The 22,677-nt window shown below is 40.4% G+C and carries 24 protein-coding genes; 16 read left to right on the top strand and 8 right to left on the bottom strand.

Annotation, left to right across the window (positions count from 1 at the left end; translation table 11 throughout):
• Position 1: 1 nt before the first annotated feature.
• Positions 2–913 carry a bestrophin family protein gene (locus tag LY11_RS06160; RefSeq protein WP_111632847.1) on the bottom strand — a complete coding sequence of 304 codons (912 nt, stop codon included), beginning with the start codon at positions 911–913 and terminating at the stop codon, positions 2–4.
• 83 nt (positions 914–996) lie between these two features.
• Positions 997–2,184: a class I SAM-dependent rRNA methyltransferase gene (locus LY11_RS06165; RefSeq protein ID WP_111632848.1), complete on the bottom strand. Its 1,188-nt coding sequence runs from the start codon at positions 2,182–2,184 to the stop codon at positions 997–999.
• 90 nt (positions 2,185–2,274) lie between these two features.
• Here LY11_RS06165 and LY11_RS06170 point away from each other — a divergent pair, with 90 nt between their 5' ends.
• The 4 genes from LY11_RS06170 to LY11_RS06185 all read left to right on the top strand — a co-directional run bounded on the left by LY11_RS06170 (position 2,275) and on the right by LY11_RS06185 (position 5,377).
• The gene (locus tag LY11_RS06170) at positions 2,275–2,610 is read left to right on the top strand and encodes a tRNA-binding protein (RefSeq protein WP_111632849.1); all 336 of its coding nucleotides are present in this window, start codon (positions 2,275–2,277) and stop codon (positions 2,608–2,610) included.
• A gap of 5 nt (positions 2,611–2,615) precedes the next feature.
• Positions 2,616–3,089 (top strand): nucleoside deaminase, encoded by a 474-nt coding sequence (locus LY11_RS06175; RefSeq protein WP_111632850.1) that lies wholly within the window; start codon positions 2,616–2,618, stop codon positions 3,087–3,089.
• A gap of 80 nt (positions 3,090–3,169) precedes the next feature.
• Entirely contained in the window at positions 3,170–3,775 is a 606-nt protein-coding gene (locus tag LY11_RS06180) for a superoxide dismutase (RefSeq protein ID WP_068404867.1), read from the top strand.
• Positions 3,776–3,913: 138 nt separating this feature from the next.
• Entirely contained in the window at positions 3,914–5,377 is a 1,464-nt protein-coding gene (locus LY11_RS06185; RefSeq protein WP_111632851.1) for a serine hydrolase domain-containing protein, read from the top strand.
• Positions 5,378–5,428: 51 nt separating this feature from the next.
• Here LY11_RS06185 and LY11_RS06190 read toward each other — a convergent pair whose 3' ends face one another.
• Together LY11_RS06190 and fcl are read right to left on the bottom strand one after the other, a co-directional pair.
• Positions 5,429–6,361: a hydrogen peroxide-inducible genes activator gene (locus tag LY11_RS06190; protein ID WP_111632852.1), complete on the bottom strand. Its 933-nt coding sequence runs from the start codon at positions 6,359–6,361 to the stop codon at positions 5,429–5,431.
• Between the two features lie 67 nt (positions 6,362–6,428).
• Positions 6,429–7,358 carry a GDP-L-fucose synthase gene (gene fcl, locus LY11_RS06195; protein ID WP_111632853.1) on the bottom strand — a complete coding sequence of 310 codons (930 nt, stop codon included), beginning with the start codon at positions 7,356–7,358 and terminating at the stop codon, positions 6,429–6,431.
• A gap of 118 nt (positions 7,359–7,476) precedes the next feature.
• On the opposite strand from fcl, the gene trmB reads away from it, so the two are divergent.
• From trmB to polA, 6 genes are all read left to right on the top strand, one after another.
• Positions 7,477–8,127, top strand: coding sequence for a tRNA (guanosine(46)-N7)-methyltransferase TrmB (gene trmB, locus LY11_RS06200; RefSeq protein ID WP_111632854.1), 651 nt, complete (start codon positions 7,477–7,479; stop codon positions 8,125–8,127).
• Positions 8,127–8,453: an MGMT family protein gene (locus LY11_RS06205; protein WP_111632855.1), complete on the top strand. Its 327-nt coding sequence runs from the start codon at positions 8,127–8,129 to the stop codon at positions 8,451–8,453. The genes trmB and LY11_RS06205 overlap by 1 nt, the downstream gene beginning before the upstream one ends.
• Positions 8,454–8,499: 46 nt before the next feature.
• Positions 8,500–8,841 (top strand): carboxymuconolactone decarboxylase family protein, encoded by a 342-nt coding sequence (locus tag LY11_RS06210; protein ID WP_041882030.1) that lies wholly within the window; start codon positions 8,500–8,502, stop codon positions 8,839–8,841.
• Positions 8,842–8,847: 6 nt separating this feature from the next.
• Complete coding sequence (locus tag LY11_RS06215) at positions 8,848–9,411, top strand: DNA-3-methyladenine glycosylase I (RefSeq protein ID WP_111632856.1); 564 nt, start codon at positions 8,848–8,850, stop codon at positions 9,409–9,411.
• Positions 9,412–10,107, top strand: coding sequence for a CPBP family glutamic-type intramembrane protease (locus LY11_RS06220; RefSeq protein ID WP_111632857.1), 696 nt, complete (start codon positions 9,412–9,414; stop codon positions 10,105–10,107). It abuts the gene before it with no gap.
• 108 nt (positions 10,108–10,215) lie between these two features.
• Positions 10,216–13,029, top strand: a complete 2,814-nt coding sequence (gene polA / locus LY11_RS06225) for a DNA polymerase I (RefSeq protein ID WP_111632858.1) — start codon at positions 10,216–10,218, stop codon at positions 13,027–13,029.
• A 97-nt stretch (positions 13,030–13,126) separates the two neighbouring features.
• Here the strand turns inward: polA and LY11_RS06230 are convergent, their stop codons facing one another.
• The 4 genes from LY11_RS06230 to LY11_RS06245 all read right to left on the bottom strand — a co-directional run bounded on the left by LY11_RS06230 (position 13,127) and on the right by LY11_RS06245 (position 16,580).
• Complete coding sequence (locus LY11_RS06230) at positions 13,127–13,804, bottom strand: metal-dependent hydrolase (protein ID WP_111632859.1); 678 nt, start codon at positions 13,802–13,804, stop codon at positions 13,127–13,129.
• Positions 13,805–13,822: 18 nt separating this feature from the next.
• On the bottom strand, positions 13,823–14,128 hold the full coding sequence (locus LY11_RS06235; protein WP_111632860.1) for a YbaB/EbfC family nucleoid-associated protein: 306 nt from the start codon (positions 14,126–14,128) through the stop codon (positions 13,823–13,825).
• Positions 14,129–14,230: 102 nt separating this feature from the next.
• Positions 14,231–15,307, bottom strand: a complete 1,077-nt coding sequence (gene namA / locus LY11_RS06240) for an NADPH dehydrogenase NamA (protein ID WP_111632861.1) — start codon at positions 15,305–15,307, stop codon at positions 14,231–14,233.
• A gap of 118 nt (positions 15,308–15,425) precedes the next feature.
• Entirely contained in the window at positions 15,426–16,580 is a 1,155-nt protein-coding gene (locus LY11_RS06245; RefSeq protein WP_111632862.1) for a M28 family metallopeptidase, read from the bottom strand.
• A gap of 161 nt (positions 16,581–16,741) precedes the next feature.
• On the opposite strand from LY11_RS06245, the gene LY11_RS06250 reads away from it, so the two are divergent.
• From LY11_RS06250 to LY11_RS06275, 6 genes are all read left to right on the top strand, one after another.
• Positions 16,742–17,176, top strand: coding sequence for a hypothetical protein (locus LY11_RS06250; protein ID WP_111632863.1), 435 nt, complete (start codon positions 16,742–16,744; stop codon positions 17,174–17,176).
• Between the two features lie 357 nt (positions 17,177–17,533).
• Positions 17,534–18,241 (top strand): GNAT family N-acetyltransferase, encoded by a 708-nt coding sequence (locus LY11_RS06255; protein ID WP_111632864.1) that lies wholly within the window; start codon positions 17,534–17,536, stop codon positions 18,239–18,241.
• Between the two features lie 82 nt (positions 18,242–18,323).
• Complete coding sequence (argG, locus tag LY11_RS06260; RefSeq protein WP_111632865.1) at positions 18,324–19,517, top strand: argininosuccinate synthase; 1,194 nt, start codon at positions 18,324–18,326, stop codon at positions 19,515–19,517.
• Positions 19,507–20,478: an N-acetyl-gamma-glutamyl-phosphate reductase gene (argC, locus tag LY11_RS06265; protein ID WP_111632866.1), complete on the top strand. Its 972-nt coding sequence runs from the start codon at positions 19,507–19,509 to the stop codon at positions 20,476–20,478. Before argG ends, argC begins: the two co-directional genes overlap by 11 nt.
• Before the next feature lie 93 nt (positions 20,479–20,571).
• The gene (locus tag LY11_RS06270) at positions 20,572–21,705 is read left to right on the top strand and encodes an aspartate aminotransferase family protein (RefSeq protein ID WP_111632867.1); all 1,134 of its coding nucleotides are present in this window, start codon (positions 20,572–20,574) and stop codon (positions 21,703–21,705) included.
• The gene (locus tag LY11_RS06275; protein ID WP_111632868.1) at positions 21,702–22,667 is read left to right on the top strand and encodes a Rossmann-fold NAD(P)-binding domain-containing protein; all 966 of its coding nucleotides are present in this window, start codon (positions 21,702–21,704) and stop codon (positions 22,665–22,667) included. The genes LY11_RS06270 and LY11_RS06275 overlap by 4 nt, the downstream gene beginning before the upstream one ends.
• The last annotated feature ends 10 nt before the right edge of the window (positions 22,668–22,677 follow it).

Below are 22,677 nucleotides of genomic sequence, written 5' to 3' on the forward strand. Positions count from 1 at the left end.
TTTACAAGATATATTCATCATTGATAGGCTTAACTGGCGCGGGAATTTTTTCTGCGCCAATCATTTCCAGTAAGTTGATCTCTATTGTTCTTGTAATCTGGTTTAAAGGTACTGAGGAAGAGTTATTCTCAAAAGGATCGATCAGGCTCATTCCATTGATCTGTGTAGATACAAAGACAAAACCAACCAGCCAGCCAATAAAGATAGCCCATACCCCTGCTTCATGACTCACTACTAAGGTCAGTGACACCACAAATAACCAGATAAAGACTTTGGTGAAATAATTATAAGTTGTCGGGAAAACCGTGTTTTTAATCCGTTCAGCTCTTCCCATATGATCGGAGAAATTAACCAGGAGCTTGTTCAGCTCCATGAAACGGAAACCATCAATCATTCCATCTTTACTGAGCTGTTGTAAATCTCTGGATTGCAAGGTTAGAATAGCATTGTGCACGTTACTATGGAGATTGATTTCCTGCAGATCAGCCTCATCCAGGTATTGCTGATAATTTTCATCCACCGCGTCCCTGAGTTTGGCTTTAAGGGCATATAAAAACCCAATATGGCGGCGGACCATTCTATCTTTTAATCCTTTAAATTCCTGGTCGCTGGTTTCATTCTGGGAGATATAGGTAATCACACTTCTGGCCCATGACCTGGAGTCATTGACTAAAGAACCCCATATTTTGCGGGCTTCCCACCATCGGTCGTAAGCCTGGTTATTATTAAATCCAATAAAAAAAGCTATCGCGGTACCTAAAACGGTAGGAATGATAGCTGGGATCTCAAAGTTATGTTTAATCAGGAACGCTCTGGTCAGATACGCCCCTGTGCAGGAAAAGATCATGATAAGGTCTACTTGCCAGGTATTTCTGAGAATACGGCTTAACCGGATGTTGTGTACTATTAGCATTAGGGAAATTTGCGTTTTGTGTAATGTACAAACAAAACGCAAATTTGTTTGCTAACCCCTATGAATAAAATGCTTTTTTTCTATTACAATACCCTCAATAATAAACCCTTAAGATATTCTCCTTCTGGAAAAGAAATTCTTACCGGGTGATCTTCGGGCTGATGGAATTGTTTGATGATCTGTACTTCTCTGCCTGCATCTAAGGCTGCCCAGGCAATAATCTGTTTGAAAGTTTCCAGATCAACAGCTCCTGAACAAGAGTAAGTAGCCAGAATACCACCTTTTTTAAGCAATAACATGCCCAGTCTGTTTAAGTCTTTGTAAGCACGTGCAGCTCTGTCTAAAGCAGACCTTGAAGGTGCATATTTTGGCGGATCAAGAACGATCACATCAAATAATCTTCCATCTTCTTTAAAAACGCGGAGTTGTTTATTCACGTCAGACTGTACGCTGGTTTGCTGATGTTCCATGAAGCCGTTTAAACCAAGGTTATGTTTTAAGGTTTCCATAGCCAGGGCCGAACTGTCCACACTGGTTACATGTTTAGCGCCGTGTTTTAAGCTATTTAAAGTGAATCCGCCACTGTAGCAGAAGCAATCCAGTACTTCTTTGTCTTTGGTATAGGCGGCAAGGATTTCACGGTTATCACGCTGATCGCAGTAAAAACCAGATTTCTGACCGTCTGCAATATTGATATGATAGCGAACGCCATTTTCTTTAACCTCGATAAATTCTGGCGGGGTTTCTCCCCAAAGTAAGCCTTGCGAAACTTCCAGGTTTTCGTGGGTACGTGCATTGGCATCACTTTTATCAAAGATCCCGATCGGGTTTAGTTCCGCAATTAAGATCTCAATCAGTTCTGCTTTAACATTCTCCATTCCTGCGCTCAGGATTTGTAAAGAAAGGTAGTCAGCATATTTATCAACGATTAGTCCGGGCAGGTAATCGGCTTCACTAAATACTAAACGGCAGGTATTTGTTTGCTGATCGCTCAGTAAATGTGCGCGGGAAGCAATTGCATCTTTCAATCTCACTTCATACCAGGCTTTATCAATAATGTTGTCTTCTTCCCATTCCAATAAACGCACTGCTACGCGTGACTGGCCGTTATAATAGCCATAAGCTAAGAAGGACTGGTCGGCTGCAAGAACCTTGATAACCTCTCCATTCAATGGATTACCTTTAACTTTATCTATAGCTCCTGAAAATACCCAGGGGTGTTTTTGGTGGACGGCTTTTTCTTTGCCTTTTTTAAGTACAACATCAATCATGTTACAAAGGTAACAAAAAGCAATAGTGAACATAGGGCATTATAAGCTGAAGATTCGTAATTTTATCGGTGTACAAATACGAGAGCGAATATGGAACCTATTGACTGGAATGATTTTGAGAAGGTCGAATTAAGAGCAGGCACAATTTTAGAAGTCCTGGATTTCCCTGAAGCCCGGAAACCGGCTTATAAAGTTAAGGTGGATTTTGGCGAGTATGGGCAGAAAATGAGCAGTGCACAGATTACCGCTCACTATACCAAAGAAGAGCTGGTCGGCAAACAGATTGTGGGCGTGGTGAACTTTCCTAAAAAGCAGATTGGCAAGTTTATGTCAGAATTTCTGGTTACTGGTTTTGCAGATGAGGATGGGAGTATTGTATTGACAACGCTGCTGGGAAAAGTACCCAATGGCAGTAAATTGTGTTAAAATAAATGAGTTATTATAATTTTTCTGAAGAAAAGGATCTGCCACAAGAAGATGAACATTATATGCGTCTTGCTTTGCAGGAAGCACAAATAGCTTTTGATCAGGAGGAAATTCCCATCGGGGCGATAGTGGTTTGCAAGGGCCGGATTGTTGGACGCGGACATAATCTTACCGAACAATTAAATGATGTCACTGCGCATGCGGAAATGCAGGCGTTTACGGCGGCAAGTTTAACACTGGGTGGTAAGTATCTGAAGGATTGCACGCTATATGTAACTGTGGAGCCTTGTGTGATGTGTGCTGGTGCAGCTTACTGGACACAAATTAGCAGGATCGTCTACGGGGCTTCAGAAGAGAAGCGTGGATTTACAAGTAAAAATGCTAATTTGCTGCATCCAAAAACGGTGACGCAAAAAGGAGTACTGGCACTGGAATGTGCACAGCTGATGAAGCGTTTCTTTGAGAACAAACGAGGGTAAATGACAAATTACTGAACAATACTGCACCTTGAATGTTATCTTTGTGGACCATTAATTTTTAAACTTAAATATACAATAATATGGCTTTTGAATTACCTGCGTTACCTTACGCAACAGATGCATTAGAACCGCATATCGATAAAACTACCATGGAAATTCACCATGATAAACATCACCAGGCTTATGTTACTAATTTAAATAAAGCTTTAGAAGGCAAACCTGAGGCTTCTCAAAGTTTGGAAGAAATCGTTAAAAACATTTCTAAGTTTCCTGCAGCAGTAAGAAACAATGGCGGTGGTCACTTTAACCACTCTTTATTCTGGGAAGTTATGGGACACAATAAAGGTGGTGAGCCAACAGGTGAATTAGCTGAAGCTATCAAAGCTGCTTTCGGTTCTTTCGCTGATTTCAAAACTAAATTCGCTGAAGCAGGTGCTACACGTTTTGGTTCTGGATGGGCTTGGTTAAGCGTTGGTGCTGACCGTAAATTAGTTGTTTCTTCTACACCTAACCAGGATAATCCATTAATGGATGTTGCTGAAGTTAAAGGTACTCCAATCTTAGGAATGGATGTTTGGGAACATGCTTACTACTTAAAATATCAAAACAAACGTCCTGATTATATCGCTGCATTCTGGAATGTAGTAAACTGGGATGCAGTTGCTGAGCGTTTCAAAAAAGCATAAGCTTTAAAGAAATCTTAAATTAAAAAAGGGCATGACTTAGGTTATGCCCTTTTTTAATTTAAATGTAAATCTGCCGGTGTTTCCTGGAAACTAATTGTTATTTTAGTAAACGATATACTGAATAACAGCCACTGATTTATGAAGTCTTTAATCCCCGTATTCCTTCTTATCCTTCCGCTTTTAAGCGCAGGGCAATCCATAGACAAAGAGCTGGTTAAAGAAACTGACCGGCTGGTTCCGGAGCTGCTGGAAGTTTATAAGGTCCCGGGACTTTCTGTTGCGATTGTGAAAGGAGATCAGGTGATCCTTTGTAAAGGGTATGGCTTATCGAATATAGAGAAGGATACTCCTTTTGATCAGAACACACCTGGGATGCTCGCTTCGGCTACTAAGTTTTTTACTAACCTGAGCGTTCTTAAAGCAGTACAAAATGGCATAGTTGACCTTGATTTACCTTTGAAAACTTATATTCCGGAGGTAAGATCAGACTGGCAGGACATTCCTTTATGGCGGTTGCTGAACCTGACTTCGGGTATTCCTTCAACAGAAAAAACTCCTTTTGATCAAATGAACGAAGAGCAGCAGAGAAAGCTGACTTCCCGCAAATATTTTGACCTGATTAAAGATATGCCACTGGATTTTCAGCCCGGAACAGACTGGCGTTATCAGCAAACTACTTTTGCCATGGTAGCGATGATTATCTCTGAGAAAATGGGTAAATCCTGGCAGGATATTGTACAGCAAAGTGTGTTTGACCCAGCGGGAATGAAACATACCCGTCATCTGGAACAAATTAGTAACCCTGCTGATTTACCTGTCAGTTATGAAGTGACAGGTGGGGGGATCTTACCTGCAAAATTCTTTTACCCCCTTGTACAAAGCACTGGCGCTGGCTATAATACCACAGCGAGTGATATGGCCAGTCTTTTTCTGGCACTCAATAGCGGTAAAATAGTTCCGCTGAAGCTGATTGAAAAAGAAGTTTTTGCTAAGAGCAGGATCTTTATACAAGACTCTGTTACCCATGAGGGCTATAGTATCGCTTCAGAGATTCAGCCTTATGGAGGCTTACCAACCATGGGACATCCTGGTGGGATGGGGATAGCCGTAATCCGCTATTCGCCAGATAAAAAGATTGGTGTCGCCGTGTTGGCGAATGAGAAAAATACACGGATAGCTGCTGTATTAACGGATCAGTTGTTAACTAGTTTATTGGGAGGAATTCCCCTGAAAAAACAGAAAACTAAGGTAGCCTATGCCATAAGAAGAGCATTGGAAAGAACTAAAGCTAATTCAGCGCAACTTTATAAGGAGCTGAATAAACATAGGGATACTTATGATTTTACGAATGCAGAAGCAGCACTGAATTCTCTTGGGTATAGTTTGCTTCGTGAGCACATGGAGGATGATGCGCTTAAAGTTTTTGAGTTAAATGCCTTGCAATTTCCCCGGTCTGCAAATGTATATGACAGTCTGGGTGAATTATACTTGAAATTGGGGGATAAAAAATTGGCAATCGTTAACTATGAGAAATGTCTTGCGCTAAACCCCAAAATTGAAACGGCATTAAAAGCGCTCAAAGAACTCAAATCAGGTAATTAAAATTGTTTTGCCCGGCTGGAGGTCAATAACCAACAGACGGGCGGAGCCTCACTAAATTCCTACAACATCCTTTTTCTTTTTCTGCTTCATCGCCTTTGGGATAACGGCCAAAATCTCTTCTTTAAGCGCATTCAGCATCCTTTTCTTAATGTAGTTCTTGTGCGTTACCAGGCTAATTTCCCGAACAGGCTCAGGAGACTTAAAGGTCCTTACTTTGCTGAGTTGTTTAGCGGTTAATTCTGTTAAAGCCAGCTCTGGCAATAAAGTGGCCCCATTATTCATATCTACCATACGGATCAGTGTCTCAACACTTCCGGTATTATAAGTTAAGCCCTGTAAACGGTTGTCTTTGGTAGACCTGCATATATTCAAAACCTGTGAACGCATACAGTGACCTTCATTCAGCAGCCAGATGTTTTCATCTTCCAGATCATTTGCGTCAATGTTTTTCTTCTTGAAGAGCTTGCTGTTTTTACTGATATAAGTAACGAAATTCTCGTAATACATCGGAATTTCTGTGATGGAATTGTCACCAAGCGGAGTGGCTAATATTCCACAATCCAGTACACCTGTTTTAAGGTGGTGGATAATATCTTCGGTGGTATATTCCCAGATCAATAGTTTTAAGTCTGGATATTTTTCCATCATGGAAGCAATGACCTGTGGCAATAGATAGGGGGCTACAGTAGGGATAATGCCTACTTTAAGTTCGCCCACAATATCCTGTTGCTGACTGCTGATGATTTCTTTGATTTTTTGACTTTCCTGAAGGACAAGGCGGGCCTGCTCAATAATCTGAGAGCCGATTTCCGTAGGGATAACTGGTTGTTTACTTCTGTCAAATATTTTAACATTCAACATTTCTTCCAGCTTTTGTACCTGCATACTGAGCGTTGGCTGGGTAACAAAGCACTTTTCGGCTGCGCCAACAAAGCTTCTGTAGGTATCTACGGCTACAATATATTCTAGTTGAACTAAGGTCATATAGCTAAAGTTTATTTTCTTTTACAAAGGTATAAACTTTAGCTATATGGACGCTTGCTAAAATTGACTAAATATGTTTCGCCATAAAATCCTGATAAGCGAGGTGAATTCCTTCCTCCAGTTCAACCTGATGTTTCCATCCAAGGCTATGCAATTTCGATACATCCATTAATTTGCGGGGAGTGCCGTCTGGTTTAGTGCTGTCAAAAGTAAGTGCACCTTCAAAGCCGGTTACTTTTTTAACCAGCAGTGCCAGGTCTTTGATGGTTAAGTCTTCCCCGGTACCGATGTTAATCAGGTGCGGCTCATTGTAATTTTGCATTAAGAAATAACACGCATTGGCCAGATCATCTGCAAATAAGAATTCACGCATCGGTGAACCTGATCCCCAGATCACAACTTCTGGTGTCCCGTTAACTTTGGCCTCATGAAACTTGCGGATTAAAGCAGGCAGTACATGAGAGTTCTGAGGATGGTAGTTGTCATTATAGCCGTATAAATTGGTTGGCATGACAGAAATGAAATTACAATTATACTGAGCGCGGTAAGCATCACATAATTTGATACCTGCTATTTTAGCAATCGCGTAGGGTTCGTTAGTCTCTTCCAGCAAACCTGTTAAAAGATATTCTTCTTTTAAGGGCTGCGGGGCTAATTTCGGATAAATACAGCTTGAACCCAGGAACATTAATTTTTTAACGCCTGTTTCATAAGCCTGGTGAATTACATTATTCTGGATAGCCAGATTTTCATAAAGAAAATCAGCTCTGTAAGTGTTATTTGCAATGATCCCGCCTACTTTTGCAGCTGCAAGGAATACATAGTCTGGTTTCTCTGCGACAAAAAAGTCTGTCACAGCCTGCTGATTGCGCAGGTCTAACTCCGAAGAAGTCCGGGTAACCAGGTTTGTATAACCTTCACTCAGCAATTTACGGTGAATAGCTGATCCTACCATCCCACGATGGCCTGCGATATAAATTTTTGCGCTCTTTTCCAATTTGTTCTGAGGTAATATTTCTGCAAAATTACGAATTAGGGACGAGGATAATCACGCATCTAAAATTAAAGAGACGCTGAAAAGATTAAATTGTATTTTTGCAGAAAAAATAATAATAGTGGGTAAAGATAAGTTAAGGAAATTTGCTGAAATTGATACCTTCCCGAATGTGTATCAGATGGAGGAAGGAATGGTGCTTCAAGGCAAATGGGCAGCGCAGCATTTTAAAAACGACAATCCGATAGTTCTGGAACTGGCTTGTGGTAAAGGGGAATATTCAGTAAATATGGCTAAGTTTTTCCCGGAGAAGAATTTTATAGGCATAGATTTAAAAGGGAACCGCATCTGGAGAGGTGCAAGGACCGGAGTAGATGAGAATATCAATAACCTGGCGTTTTTAAGGATACAAATTGAAGATATTGCAGCTTACTTTGGTGAAAATGAAGTAGATGAAATCTGGATTACTTTTCCTGATCCTCAGCCACAAGACAGCAGAGAAAAGAAAAGATTAACTTTTCCGGGTTTCCTGGACAAGTATAAAGGCTTTTTAAAACCAGGTGGTAAGATTAATTTAAAGACCGACAATGACGGCTTGTATGCTTATACGGTTGAAAAGGTGGCAGAGTTAAATTTGCCATGTTATAAAAAGACAGATCATTTATATACTTCAGAATTTTATGATGAAGTTTTAAAGATTAAAACACATTATGAAAGAATTTATTTAAAACAAGATAAAAACATAAATTACATTCAATTTTCTCTAGACTAATGGAACAATCATTTTATGAGCAGGTTTATGAAGTAGTGCGGTTAATCCCTAAAGGGAGAGTAACCTCTTACGGCGCAATTGCGAAAGCCCTTGGGGCGGGTAAATCTTCCCGCCTGGTAGGTTATGCGATGAACCATGCCCATGATGCTTTGCCTCCTGTACCTGCTCACCGGGTCGTGAACCATAAAGGTTTGCTGACCGGAAAATTTCATTTTCCAACCCCGGAACTGATGCAGGAGCTATTAGAGAACGAAGGACTGGTAATAGAGCAGGATAAAGTAAAAGACTTTAAAATCCATTTTTGGGACCCTGCATTAGAACTATAAACAGTTAGAACAATACAAATGCTGTAACCAGCTATTTAAATATGATATGGGTAAATTAGTAGAAGAATTTAATGACTATCGTTCTAAAATGAACGATAGGATCATGGAAACTGCGAATACAAACATCAAGCGTTTCTTTGCACTGGATACCACAACTTATGCTGCTGGGGCACTGGATGTGAAAAGTAAAGAAATGATGGGGCTGGTCGCTTCTATGGTTTTACGCTGTGATGATTGTATCAAATATCATTTAGAAAAATGTTTTGATGCAGGTGTGAATGATGCGGAAATTAATGAAGTATTTATGATCGCTAACCTGGTTGGTGGTTCTATCGTTATCCCGCATTACCGCCGCGCGGTAGAGTATTGGGATGAATTAAGCATGTAATCTGGCATGAGCGCAGCACCTAAAAGATGTGGTTGGTGTGGAACCGACCCCTTGTATATCAGATACCATGATGAAGAATGGGGTAAACCTGTTCATGATGACAAAGTTTTATTTGAATTCCTGATTCTGGAAGGCGCACAGGCTGGTTTGAGCTGGATTACGATTCTGCGCAGACGTGAAAGCTATCGTGCAGCATTTGCGGATTTTGATGTGCAAAAGGTTGCTGCTTTTACTGAGGAAGATGCTGCGCGTTTAATGAATGATACGGGGATTATCAGAAATAAGCTCAAGGTCAATTCTGCCATTAAAAATGCACAGCTTTTTATAACTATACAAAAAGAGTTTGGCTCTTTTTCCAACTATATCCGGGGATTTCTTCCGGATCAGCAGCCTGTAGTTAATCATTTCAAATCTCTTGGCGAGGTTCCTGCAAAAACAGCAATATCTGATGCCATTAGTAGTGATATGAAAAAACGGGGTTTCAAGTTTTTCGGAACGACGATATGTTATGCCCATATGCAGGCTACAGGAATGGTTAATGATCACATTGAGGGCTGTATTGCACGCTAAATGCTGGAGCTGGTTTATGATTTAGCAGAATACCTTAAACGTCCCCGCCTGGTTAGCATTCCTGAAAAGGTGGATAAGCCGTTTAGTTTATTACTGAAACTTGCACTGATCTGTATCATTGCGGGCGTTGGCTGCGGAATTTTATTGAGCTTGTTAATAGGACTGAAGCTGATCCCTGATCCGGGGCCATCTGTAATTGACCATAAAAAGATGTCAAAGCTCATGCTCTTTGTTATGGCTGTAATCTGGGCACCACTAACGGAAGAACTTTTTTTCAGAGCTCAGCTGAGGCGTTTTACAGGCAGTCTTGCTTTTATAGCATTGATGTGCGGCGTATTGTTAAGTGTTATCATTCAAACAGACTGGGCCTATGTGGTCAGCCCTTTTATTTTTATCATTTTATACGTGATCTACCGGTATAATCTTGCCCGGAGCCTCACTTTAAAGTTTGAATTCTGGGAACGTATCCTTCCATGGCATTTTCACCTGACTGCGATCTGTTTCTCCCTGATACACCTCAGTAATTATGAAAAAGGAATTAGCTTGTTGCCATTAGGAATACTGTACACTTTACCTCAGCTAGCTGTGGGGCTTGTTTTAGGGTATACCCGGATGAATTACGGGCTTAAATATTCGATGGCAGTTCATGCGATGTATAATTTCTTCCCTGTACTTTTATTTATATCAAAATACTAAAAATAATCGCAAATTAGGTTAGCTCATCTTCAGATGTTAACTTTGGACAGATTACCTGTCTGGTTAGCTGGCCGGGTTCAATATTGATAAAAAATAAACACTTATATAATGAAAAAACTTTTCCTGCTTGACGGTATGGCGTTGATCTACAGAGCGCATTTTGCTTTAAGTAAAAGCCCTAGATTTACTTCTACCGGTATCAACACCTCCGCAGTAATGGGCTTTGCCAATACTTTAATGGAAGTCCTGAAAAAGGAAAAACCAAGTCACATCGCGGTAGTTTTTGATACAGAAGCACCTACCGAAAGACACACTGATTTTGTAGCCTATAAGGCGCACCGGGAAAGTATGCCAGAAGATTTATCGGCTGCTTTACCTTATATCTTTAAATTGATTGAAGGCTTTAACATCCCGGTAATTACCAAGGATGGTTTTGAAGCAGATGATATTATAGGGACACTGGCTAAAGAAGCCGAAAAGGCAGGATTTACCGTTTTTTGTATGACTCCTGATAAAGATTTCGCACAATTGGTTTCTGATAATATCTTTATCTACAAACCCGCAAGAATGGGCAATGATATGGAAATTATCGGTGTTCCTGAAGTACTTGCGAAGTGGGAAATAGAAAACGTATTACAGGTTATTGATATTCTTGGTTTATGGGGGGATGCAGTTGATAACATTCCTGGGATTCCTGGAATAGGGGAGAAAACTGCGAAGCTGCTGATCAAACAATATGGCTCTATGGAGAACATTATTGCCAATGCAGAACAGCTGAAAGGTAAGCAGCGCGAAAACGTGATTGCATTTGCTGATCAGGGTATGATCTCTAAAAAATTAGCGACAATCATCCTGAATGTTCCTGTTGAATTTGATGAGCAATCTTTACTATTGGAAGAGCCAAGCAGAGAATTATTAGAGCCCCTTTTTGCAGAATTAGAGTTTCGTACGCTGGGCAAAAGAGTATTTGGGGATGGCTTCAGTATAGGTGATGCAAAGGCAAGCGGGTCACAGCAAACGGATTTATTCGGCAACGCTGTAGATCAGCCGGTCAGCAAACCCAAACCATTTGAACAATTGCCTAATTTATTCGAGCAGCCACCAGTTGGAAAAACAATTGCCGATACTAAACCTGATTATCAGCTGGTAGATACCGCAGAGAAAAGAAAAGTGTTAATTGATTTACTGCTTCAGCAGGAAAGTATCTCATTTGATACGGAAACAACCGGAATAGATGCGAACAGAGCAGAACTGGTTGGTCTTTCTTTCTGTATTGAGGTAGGAAAAGCATGGTATATTCCTGTTTCGGAAGATCAGGCATCAGCGCAAGCGGTGGTTGATGAATTCAGAGTTGTACTGGAAAATGAGAAAATAGGCAAGATCGGCCAAAACATTAAATATGATATTTTAGTGCTTAAATGGTATGGTGTAGACATTAAAGGGAAATTATTTGATACTATGCTGGCACATTACCTGATAGATCCTGATACGCGTCACAACATGGACGTGCTTTCAGAAAACTATTTAGGGTACACGCCAATTTCCATTACGACATTGATTGGCCCCAAAGGAAAGAACCAGGGGACGATGCGGGATGTCGCGGTAGAAAGTGTGGTAGATTACGCGGCAGAAGATGCTGATGTTACTTTACAGCTTGCCAATGTGTTCAGGCCCATATTGAAAGACCTGAATGCAGAAGAGCTGATCACCAATATCGAAAATCCACTGGTTTATGTCCTTGCGGATATGGAAAAAGAAGGGGTTAGAATTGATATGGATACTTTGATCAGCTATTCTAAAGACCTGGAAGTTGATATTCGCAGGTTTGAGCAGAACGTTTATGATAAAGCAGGGGTAGTATTCAACCTGGCTTCCCCAAAACAATTAGGGGAAGTTCTTTTTGATAAACTGAAGCTTGATCCTAAGGCAAAAAAGACAAAAACAGGTCAGTATCAAACCGGGGAAGATGTTTTATCAGGCCTGGCACATAAAAGTGATATTGTAAAAGATATTCTCGATTTCCGTCAGCTGCAAAAGTTAAAATCAACTTATGTAGACGCGCTTCCTTTGCTGGTTAATCCAAAAACGGGCCGTGTCCATACAAGTTACAACCAGGCAGTGGCAGCTACAGGAAGATTAAGTTCAAATAATCCGAATCTTCAGAATATTCCTATCCGCACAGAACGCGGCAGGGAGGTACGTAAGGCATTTATTCCAAGAGACGCGGATCATGTGTTGCTTTCTGCAGATTATTCGCAGATAGAGCTCCGTATCATTGCAGACATCAGTAAAGAAGAAAATATGCTGGATGCTTTTAATAAGGGAATTGATATTCACACGGCAACTGCGGCTAAGGTTTACGGAATTACGATTGAGGAAGTAGATTCTACGCAGCGCCGTAATGCGAAGGCTGTTAACTTTGGTATTATTTACGGCCAGTCTGCTTTTGGTTTATCTCAAAATCTTGGTATACCGAGAAAAGAGGCTGCAGAAATGATCGAGCAGTATTTTGCGCAGTACCCGGGTATCAAAAGATACATGACCGATACAATGAACTTTGCCCGTGAAAATGGCTTTGTAGAAACGATGATGGGCAGAAGAAGGTATTTAAGAGATATTAATTCGGCTAATCAGACGGTGCGTGGTTTTGCAGAACGAAATGCGATTAACGCACCGATACAAGGGTCTGCTGCAGATATGATCAAGATTGCTATGATTCATATTCATCAGGATATTAAGGATCAGAAGTTACAGTCAAAAATGACCATGCAGGTACATGATGAGCTTGTATTTGATGTGCTGAAGTCGGAGGTTGATGCGATGAAAAAGATTATCAGCCACCGGATGAAGACTGCCATCAAAACAACCGTGCCTATTGAGATTGAAATCGGCGAAGGGAATACCTGGTTAGAAGCGCATTAAAAAGCTGATTTTATAGCCATAAAAAAACCGGCATCTTGTAAAACAGGATACCGGTTTTTTTATGAATAGCTACTGAGGTTTCTTTCAATAACTTGTCTTAAAGTTGAATTGTTTCCCCTATTTCCGGTAACAATAATACTTTGCCTTCTCTTTCAAATTTTGCAACTGCATCCTTCGAATCAATCTCAATTGCAGGGAATGTGTTATAATGAACACCAATCACCTTGCTGCAATTAATATATTTGGTGGCAACTATAGCGTCATCCGCATCCATAGTGTAGTTACCTCCAATTGGCAGAATTGCATAATCTAAACTATACAACTCAGCAAGAATCTTCATGTCATAATTCAATGAAGTATCACCTGCATAATAGATCGTTTTTCCCCCGGTTTCCAATACGAAGCCAGCAGGGTTCCCGCCATAACTTCCATCAGGCATTGAACTTGAATGTGTAGCCCAGACCATACGTAATTTTCCGAAATCAAATTTAGCAGGACCATAATTCATCTGGTGAATATTAGTCAGGCCTTGTTTTTCTGCCCATGCAGCAACTTCAGGCATCGCAATGATTACCGCACCTGTTTGTTTCCCTAAAAGAACAAGATCGGCTACATGGTCACCATGTCCATGACTTACCAAAATATAATCTGCCTCAATTTTTGAAATATCAACAGCTGAAGCAAGTGCATTGTGCGTAATAAATGGATCAAATAGAAATTTCTTTCCATCAGCTTCTAAAAGGAAGCAAGATTGTCCGTAATAGGTGTATTTCATCTTTATGTATGTTTAATATTATTGGCCGAACATGCCGCCTAAGCCTCCAAGCATATCCTGGGTAGCAGCTTGCATTTCGGTTGCATTAACAGTTTCTGCCTGTTGCAGCACTTTATTAATTGCAGTTAAAAGTAGCTCCTCTACTTCTTCTTTATCAGCTTGTTTAAAGAATTCTTCATCGATTTCTATCGCTGTAATTGTTTTATTTGCTGTTGAAGTTACTTTGATCGCACCACTTTCAACTTCCGCCTGAACGTAAACAGTATCTAAACGTTTTTTTATTTCTTCAGCCTTTTGCTGAGCAGCCATTAATTTATCGAACATAATTATCTTGTTTTATGAAAGAACAAAATTAAAACAAATTGGTTTAGAAACAGCTTAAAAATGGAAGCATCTGTTTTTTGAAACAGGGGTGCAAGTACCTATTTAGCTCTTTTTTCTTGGTTTAGCGCGCACATACTGATCCACCCATTTGATTTCATCATCCAATTCAAAAGCGGCATGCAACGGGAAATAAGGATCTCTTAAAAGTTCTCTGGCTAACAGAATCAGGTCAGCTTTCCCTTCCTGAAGAATCTCTTCTGCTTGTTTTGCTCCCGTAATCAGACCAACTGCACCAGTTAAAATGCCTGTTTCTTTTCGGATAGCATCAGAGAACTGTACTTGGTATCCTGGAAAAAGAGGAATTTCCTGGTAGTGAATATTTCCGCCAGATGAGCAGTCAATCAGGTCCACGTCCTTTGTTTTAAGCAGCGCAGACAATTGAATTGAATCTTCTGGTGACCAGCCTTTCTCCGCCCAGTCAGTAGCAGAAATACGTACAAATAAAGGTTTTTCGGTAGTCCATACTTCACGTACTATAGCTACCACTTCTATTAAAAGACGTATTCTGTTTTCAAAGCTTCCGCCATATTCATCGGTACGTGTATTGCTCAAAGGAGAGAAAAACTGATGAAAAAGATAGCCATGGGCTGCATGAATTTCTATCACTTGATAACCAGCCTCTATACTTCTTAAGGTGGCCGACTTAAAATCAGCTTTTATCTTTTCAATATCATCGATAGTTAAAGCTGCCGGAGGTACATCATTTTCATTAAAAGGGATGGCACTTGGAGCAACAGTCTTCCAGCCTCCGGCTTTCTCCAGGATTTGTTTGCCACCATTCCATGGGACATCAAAACTTGCCTTTCTGCCAGCATGAGCCAGCTGAATACCTGCTATAGAACCTTGTTGATGAATAAAAGACGTAATGCGTTTCAGCACAGGGACATGTCCGTCAGACCAGATGCCTAAATCTCCTGGTGAAATTCTTCCGATAGGAGAAACTGCTGTAGCTTCCTGAATAATCAAAGCGGCTCCGCCAACTGCACGACTGCCTAAGTGAACTAAATGCCAATCGTTAGCGTAACCATCTTCTGCGGAATACTGGCACATTGGTGAAACAACAATCCTGTTTTTAAGGGTGATGTTTTTAATAGTTAATGGAGATAGTAAAATTGACATCGATGTATGTATTTATTAGCAAATAAACGATCACAATGTCAATTTGTTAGTTTGGAAATTGACACAATTAAAGATATGACAGAAAATCGATAATGAACATAGCGTTAGCGGTATATCGCTAGGAGGATTTCATCAATGCAGCATTAAATTTTACAAATAGCTTAAATAAGTCAGCAAATTCGGTTAGGGGTAATGTCTCAGGTATATCATCCACATCGTGGTAGGCACTTACTCCACCCTGGGTGTAAATAAAAAAGGCTGGAACACCTTTTTCGGTAAAGAAATAATGATCGCTGTTAGCGGCTTTATTCCGGGGGGTAATTTTGCTGAGATACTGATGCTGATCGTTAATTTTATTCAGCAAGGCGAATTCTTTTGGAAGAATAGTTGCATTGACTACAGTAATTCCCTTTTCTCCGGTTCCAACCATATCTACATTGATCAGGAACCTGATACTGGTTAGTGGAAGGGGAGGGAAGGTAGTAAAATAAGAAGAACCTTTAAGTCCGGGTTCTTCGCCAGCAAAACAAACGAAAGCAATGGTATAGGGGGCGGGGTTTTTAGCATAATACTTCGCTAAATTCAATAATAGTGCTATTCCGCTCGCATTGTCATTGGCTCCCGGAAAAAAAGTATGTGCTCCCATACCGCCTAAATGATCATAATGAGCTGTCAGCATGAGCACAGAATCCGGGTGTTTGGTCCCTTTGACCACGCCACAGATATTGCTGGTTATAAATTCAGGAATAACTTCGTTGTCGATGTCTACGTCAATAGAGTCTGGTTTGCTCGTGAGTGCTTTTTTGTTGATTTCAAGAACGGTATAGTCATTCGCCTTTTGTGCAACACTCCAGGTCAGCTTATCTTTGAGAATGACAAACATCCGCTGTGCGCGGTTCATAAAAATGCTGTCCTTTTGTTCAAGTTTCATGTTGCCATGCAGACCCTGGCTTGCAGGTTCAATAATGAAGTCTTTGCCCGGGACCAGCTTTTTCCCATTTACTGCAACTTCCATTTTTCCGGGAAAAGTATTCACGGGGTAAGAAAAATTCTGTCTGTAGTCATTTCCTTCCATAGGTTTCAGGCCTGCCTTTTTAAATTCATCACAAAGGTAAACCGCCGCCTTTGCCATTCCCTCTTTGGTATAACCTCTTCCCCAGAAATCGGGAGCGGCCATTTTATTAATTGTTTTTCTGGCTGCGCGTAAATCCTGTGCAGAGGTTATGGAGGTAAATACAAGAGGTAACAAGAGAAAGAAAAGGAGTCTTTTCATAAAAAAGGGATATTAGCTTATCAGGATAAACGTACAAATAAATAAATATCTTGCATTTTAGAGGTACAATCTGATTTTAAAATAGATTTACGGGATTGTGGTTGTGATTTTGTTGATTAACTTAGGGGATAAATTTGTAAATGTTGTTCAAGACCGGAATAATGAAAGTTACCAAATCGCTGTTTGTATTTGCAATGTTTGTAATCCTGTTCGTGATACAGGGCTGCGACAGCAGAGAGAAAAAGGTAGTCCGTACCTCTTATCTGGCGATTAAGGGAGCCGATACGGCTATTCTGAAACTGACGGTTACAGGAACGCAATTCATAGGGCAGTATGAAATAAACTATCATGGCAGTTTTAAAGATTCCGGAGACGTAAAGGGAGCTATCAAAGGCGATACTTTAATCGGAGATTATCATTTTCAGCATTACGGTCTTGAAAAATGGCTGAGAGGACCGATAGCTTTATTAAAGAAAGACGGAAGGCTGATTTTGGGTACAGGTACATTGGAAAGCTACCTGGGAATAAGTTATTTCAAAAGGGGTGAGCCGATTGATTATAGCGCACCGAAATTCATATTCCAAAAAACATATTAGTCCCGTATTTTTGAGCGGTGACCTCATGAGGTCCAAGGAGTTGATTAAATGTAAAAAAATAAAAAACCTGTTGCACAACTCGAAATTTATTTAAACCTTTACACTATTAATATTTTAAAGCGGGAATTATACAGAAAATGATCAAACAGATAATACATAAACTTTCAATCGTAACAGCAAAGAACATTGCTGCGAGAAGTTTATATATTGAACGTCTGGAGCCTGTCATTTATGTAACAACCAGCCGGCAAAATTATACACCCCGTATTTGAGTTAATTCTAACTCAATCCTGAGAATTTTATAGCTCCTCAGAACCAATTAATAAGAATATTTTATCTTTTTTTCGTTAACTATTAATGAATATAAACGATTTTATAGTGCAGGTTGCACTTCCTGAACATCGTGTTTTTGCAGAAGAAATCTGTGAAGAAATGGCTGAATCTGCTAAGGCACGAGGTACAGGTATCGCTAAACGCTCGCCTGAATATGTTGCAGGAAAGATGACTGAAGGTAAGTCAGTTATTGCTTTCCATAAAGACGGCTCCTGGGCTGGGTTCTGTTATATTGAAACATGGAGCCATGGGCAATTTGTGGCCAATTCGGGTTTAGTAGTCAGTCCTAAGTATAGAAAAATGGGACTTGCGCATACCATTAAATACAAAATCTTCGAATTATCCCGTCAGAAATATCCTAAAGCCAAGATCTTCGGTTTAACAACTGGTCTTGCTGTGATGAAAATTAACTCTGACCTGGGTTATGAACCTGTCACCTATTCAGAGCTTTCACAAGATGAAGAATTCTGGAAAGGATGCCAGAGCTGCGTGAACTTTGAGATTCTGAAAAGCAAAGACCGTAAAAACTGTATGTGTACAGCAATGCTTTATGATCCTGCGACGCAGAAACATGATGTAGCAAAGAAATTTGCCGAAGAGCTGGAGCGTAAACCTAAATTATACGAGCGTTTTATGCGCATTAAACAAAGATTAGTGCTTAAGCCAAAATCTTCGGATGACAAAGGGAGCTTAAAATCATTCTTATACCAATCAGTCCTATTTTTTAAATAATAACAACTAAAACGGTTATGGAAGCTAACAGGCTAAAAAGAAACGCAGGAAAGTCTCCCAACCACAAAAACACACATTGCTCATGAAAAAGAAAGTAGTTTTAGCTTTTAGCGGAGGTTTAGATACTTCATTTTGCTGTATTCACCTGGCACAGGACCGTGGACTGGAAGTTCATTCGGTTATTGTTAATACAGGTGGTTTTTCTGATGAAGAATTACAGGAAATCGAAAAAAGAGCTTACGCTTTAGGGGTGGCCTCTCATGCTGTAGTTGACGAGACTGCAAATTATTACGATGGCTGTATTAAGTACCTGGTATTTGGTAATGTATTGAAAAATGCAACCTATCCGCTTTCTGTAAGTGCTGAGCGCGTAAGCCAGGCTACTGCAATAGCAAATTATGTTAAAAAAATAGGTGCTGATTATGTAGCACACGGAAGTACCGGTGCTGGTAACGATCAGGTACGTTTTGATATGATTTTTAATATTATCATTCCTAACGTAGAGATCATCACACCGATCAGAGATTTGAAATTATCCCGCGAAGCGGAAATAGAATATTTAAGTAAACATGGAGTGGAGTATAGTGCTGAAAAAGCAAGATATTCTATCAACAAAGGTTTATGGGGTACATCGGTAGGAGGAAAAGAAACTTTAACTTCTAACGAGACTTTACCAGAAGAAGCATGGCCAACACAGGTTTCTGAAACGAAAAGCCGTAAAATCGAACTTACTTTTGAAAAAGGGGAATTGGTTGCCTTAGACGGTGAGCAATTAGAACCAGTAAAAGCAATCCAGAAATTACAGGCAATTGCACAACCATATGGTATTGGTCGTGATATTCATGTGGGAGATACAATCATTGGAATTAAAGGCCGTGTAGGTTTTGAAGCAGCTGCCCCGATGGTTATTATTAAAGCACACCATACTTTAGAAAAACATACTTTAACGAAGTGGCAGTTGTCATGGAAAGAGCAATTAGCTTCTTTTTATGGAAACTGGCTGCATGAAGGTCAGTTCCACGATCCGATTATGCGTAATATCGAAGCTTTTCTTGCGGATACACAACATACAGTGAGCGGAAAAGTATTTGTAGAGCTATTGCCTTACAGATTCCAGATTATCGGTATCGAGTCTGCGCATGACCTGATGAGCAATAAATTCGGCAGCTACGGAGAAATGAACAATGCGTGGAGTGGTGAAGATGTTAAAGGGTTCTCTAAAATATTTGGCAACCAGGTAATGATCTGGCATAAAGTGAACGGAAATGAAGATTAAAGCAGGTATAGTTGGCGGTGCCGGGTATACCGGTGGTGAAATGCTGCGCCTGCTGATTAATCATGATGGCGTAGAAATCGTATTTGTACACAGCAACAGTAATGGTGGAAATCTGATCTCAGACGTTCATACTGATCTTTTAGGAGATACTGACCTGCGTTTTACGGATGAACTTTCTTCTGCCATAGACGTGCTTTTTTTATGCGTGGGCCATGGCGATGCAAAGAAATTCCTGGCTGCAAACCCTATTGCAGCCGGTATTAAAATAATAGATCTGAGCCAGGATTTCAGATTAGCTGAAGCTGCGGGGCAGGACTGGGTTTACGGTTTACCTGAATTAAACAGAGATCGTATCAAAACCGCGAACTTTATTGCAAATCCGGGTTGTTTTGCAACTTGTATTCAGCTGGCCCTATTGCCACTGGCAGCAAAAGGATTATTGAAAAGTGAAGTTCATATCAATGCAACAACGGGGTCAACAGGTGCAGGACAAAGCCTTGCGGCAACTTCTCATTTTAGCTGGCGTAACAATAATCTGTCTGTTTATAAGGCTTTTGAACATCAGCATCTGAATGAAATCGGAGAAAGCCTTTTACAGCTGGATGGTGATTTTAACCAGGAGCTGAACTTTATCCCGCAACGCGGAGATTTTACCAGAGGTATTCTTGCTGCGGTGTATTTGGAAAGCGATTTAACGGCTGAACAGGCACAAAAGCTTTATGAAGACTATTATAGCGGACATCCTTTTACACATGTCAGTCCAAAGAATATTGATCTTAAACAGGTCGTGAATACGAATAAGGGATTGGTACATGTAGAAAAACATGGCAATAAATTATTAATAATCAGTATGATCGATAATCTGTTAAAAGGAGCGAGCGGACAGGCGGTACAGAATATGAATTTGATGTTTGGATTAGACGAACGGCAAGGGCTGAAACTTAAGGCAGCTGCTTTTTAAATCAACAAACCCGCCTGTTTAAACAGGCATTGCAATCAAATTATTTTATGAATCTCCTGAGGTGAAAGCCTGGGATAAAAAGCTTTAAAAAAGATGAACTTATTCGATGTATACCCTTTAAATGATATAGAAATTGTTAAAGCCTCTGGGCTTGCCGTATGGGATGCCAATGGGCAGGAATACCTTGATCTTTACGGCGGACATGCCGTAATTTCTATCGGTCATACGCACCCTCACTATGTAAAACGTTTAACAGACCAGTTGAACAAAGTGGGATTTTACTCTAATTCAGTGAAAATACCTTTGCAGGTGGAACTTGCGGAGAAACTGGGTAAAGTTTCAGGAAAGACTGATTATCAGTTATTTCTTTGTAATTCTGGTGCTGAAGCAAATGAAAATGCTTTGAAACTGGCTTCTTTCTATAATGGAAGAAAAAAAGTGATCGCTTTTAAAGGAGCTTTTCACGGCCGTACTTCCTTAGCTGTTTCAGCAACAGACAATCCTAAAATTATTGCACCAGTAAACAGTACGGACAATATCGTTTTTCTTCCTTTCAATGATGAAGAAGCTTTGAAACAGGCTTTTGCAGCTTATGGAGAAGAAATCAGCTCGGTGATTATTGAAGGTATACAAGGTGTTGGCGGAATTAAAGAAGCTTCTGTAAGCTTCCTGCAATTGATCCGCACATTATGTGACCAATACAATGCCGTTTATATCGCTGACAGTGTTCAATGTGGTTATGGCAGAACAGGTTTATTTTATTCTCATGATTATGCTGGTGTAAATGCCGATGTATATACCATGGCAAAAGGAATGGGAAATGGATTTCCTGTAGCAGGAATTTCTATTGCGCCTAAGTTTACAGCATGGCATTCCATGCTGGGCACTACTTTTGGCGGGAACCATTTGGCTTGTGCAGCTGCATTAGCAGTTTTGGAAGTCATGGAAGAAGACCAGCTGATGGAAAATGCAGCAAAAATTGGGGATTATTTAATTACTGAACTTCAAAAGATCGAAGAAATCCGTGAAGTAAGAGGACGCGGTTTAATGATCGGTATTGAGCTGCCTGAAGAACTTTCACAAGTTAAAAAGAACTTGCTGTTCAAGCAGTTTATCTTCACGGGGGAGGCTAAGCCAAATGTAATCAGGTTATTGCCTGCATTGAATTTGACCAGGGCACAAGCAGATCAATTTTTAGAAAACTTTAAAATTGCTATAAAAGGATGAACCAGTTCACTTCAGTCAACGATGTTGAAGACATCGGCCAATTAGTAAAGGATGCACTTGCTTTAAAGAGCAATCCTTATGCAGACCAGCAGTTGGGGAAAAACAAGACGCTTGGACTTGTTTTTCTGAATCCAAGTTTGCGTACCCGCTTAAGTACCCAGAAAGCCGCCATTAACTTAGGAATGAGTGTAATGGTGATGAATATGGATAAAGAAGGGTGGGCACTGGAAACTGAAGACGGAGTGGTCATGAACGGAACTACTGTAGAGCATATTCGCGAAGCAGCTGCGGTAATGGGACAGTATTGCGATATTCTGGGCTTACGTTCTTTTCCAAAACTGGTAAACAGGGAAGAAGATTACAACGAAGATTTCTTTAACAAGTTTATCAAATATTGCAGTGTTCCTGTAGTGAGTTTAGAAAGCGCTACCCGTCATCCTTTACAAAGTCTGGCGGATCTGGTAACTATTAAAGAAACCTGGAAAGGCGCGGCTAAACCTAAAGTAGTTTTGGCCTGGGCACCGCATATCAAGGCTTTGCCACAAGCGGTTCCTAACTCTTTCGCAGAATGGATGTGTAAAGCGCAGCAGGAAGATATGCTTGATTTTACAATTGTTCAGCCTGAAGGATATGAACTTTCTGAAGATTTCACACCTGGTGCTCACATTACGCATAATTTGCAGGAAGCATTAGCGGATGCAGATTATATTTATGTAAAAAACTGGTCTAGTTACAAAGAATACGGTAAAATACTTCCTTATCCGGAAGGGTGGATGCTGAACAATGAACTTCTAAAAGGTACAAATGATGCGAAGGTAATGCACTGTTTACCTGTTAGAAGGGATCTGGAACTTTCATCTGAGGTATTGGACGGGCCAAATTCATTAGTTGTCCATGAGGCGGGAAATCGCTTATGGGCAGCACAGGCAGTTTTGAAAGGTCTGTTACAAAAGCTATCTTAGGGAGCCTGAT

Source organism: Pedobacter cryoconitis (assembly GCF_003259615.1).
Classification (GTDB): Bacteria; Bacteroidota; Bacteroidia; order Sphingobacteriales; family Sphingobacteriaceae; genus Pedobacter; species Pedobacter cryoconitis.

Coding starts and splice junctions, on each gene's coding strand:
- LY11_RS06160 (WP_111632847.1), bottom strand. CDS start 913: ATGCTAATAGTACACAACATCCGGTTAAGCCGTATTCTCAGAAATACC.
- LY11_RS06165 (WP_111632848.1), bottom strand. CDS start 2,184: ATGATTGATGTTGTACTTAAAAAAGGCAAAGAAAAAGCCGTCCACCAA.
- LY11_RS06170 (WP_111632849.1), top strand. CDS start 2,275: ATGGAACCTATTGACTGGAATGATTTTGAGAAGGTCGAATTAAGAGCA.
- LY11_RS06175 (WP_111632850.1), top strand. CDS start 2,616: ATGAGTTATTATAATTTTTCTGAAGAAAAGGATCTGCCACAAGAAGAT.
- LY11_RS06180 (WP_068404867.1), top strand. CDS start 3,170: ATGGCTTTTGAATTACCTGCGTTACCTTACGCAACAGATGCATTAGAA.
- LY11_RS06185 (WP_111632851.1), top strand. CDS start 3,914: ATGAAGTCTTTAATCCCCGTATTCCTTCTTATCCTTCCGCTTTTAAGC.
- LY11_RS06190 (WP_111632852.1), bottom strand. CDS start 6,361: ATGACCTTAGTTCAACTAGAATATATTGTAGCCGTAGATACCTACAGA.
- LY11_RS06205 (WP_111632855.1), top strand. CDS start 8,127: ATGGAACAATCATTTTATGAGCAGGTTTATGAAGTAGTGCGGTTAATC.
- LY11_RS06210 (WP_041882030.1), top strand. CDS start 8,500: ATGGGTAAATTAGTAGAAGAATTTAATGACTATCGTTCTAAAATGAAC.
- LY11_RS06215 (WP_111632856.1), top strand. CDS start 8,848: ATGAGCGCAGCACCTAAAAGATGTGGTTGGTGTGGAACCGACCCCTTG.
- LY11_RS06220 (WP_111632857.1), top strand. CDS start 9,412: ATGCTGGAGCTGGTTTATGATTTAGCAGAATACCTTAAACGTCCCCGC.
- polA (WP_111632858.1), top strand. CDS start 10,216: ATGAAAAAACTTTTCCTGCTTGACGGTATGGCGTTGATCTACAGAGCG.
- LY11_RS06230 (WP_111632859.1), bottom strand. CDS start 13,804: ATGAAATACACCTATTACGGACAATCTTGCTTCCTTTTAGAAGCTGAT.
- LY11_RS06235 (WP_111632860.1), bottom strand. CDS start 14,128: ATGTTCGATAAATTAATGGCTGCTCAGCAAAAGGCTGAAGAAATAAAA.
- namA (WP_111632861.1), bottom strand. CDS start 15,307: ATGTCAATTTTACTATCTCCATTAACTATTAAAAACATCACCCTTAAA.
- LY11_RS06245 (WP_111632862.1), bottom strand. CDS start 16,580: ATGAAAAGACTCCTTTTCTTTCTCTTGTTACCTCTTGTATTTACCTCC.
- LY11_RS06250 (WP_111632863.1), top strand. CDS start 16,742: ATGAAAGTTACCAAATCGCTGTTTGTATTTGCAATGTTTGTAATCCTG.
- LY11_RS06255 (WP_111632864.1), top strand. CDS start 17,534: ATGAATATAAACGATTTTATAGTGCAGGTTGCACTTCCTGAACATCGT.
- argG (WP_111632865.1), top strand. CDS start 18,324: ATGAAAAAGAAAGTAGTTTTAGCTTTTAGCGGAGGTTTAGATACTTCA.
- argC (WP_111632866.1), top strand. CDS start 19,507: ATGAAGATTAAAGCAGGTATAGTTGGCGGTGCCGGGTATACCGGTGGT.
- LY11_RS06270 (WP_111632867.1), top strand. CDS start 20,572: ATGAACTTATTCGATGTATACCCTTTAAATGATATAGAAATTGTTAAA.
- LY11_RS06275 (WP_111632868.1), top strand. CDS start 21,702: ATGAACCAGTTCACTTCAGTCAACGATGTTGAAGACATCGGCCAATTA.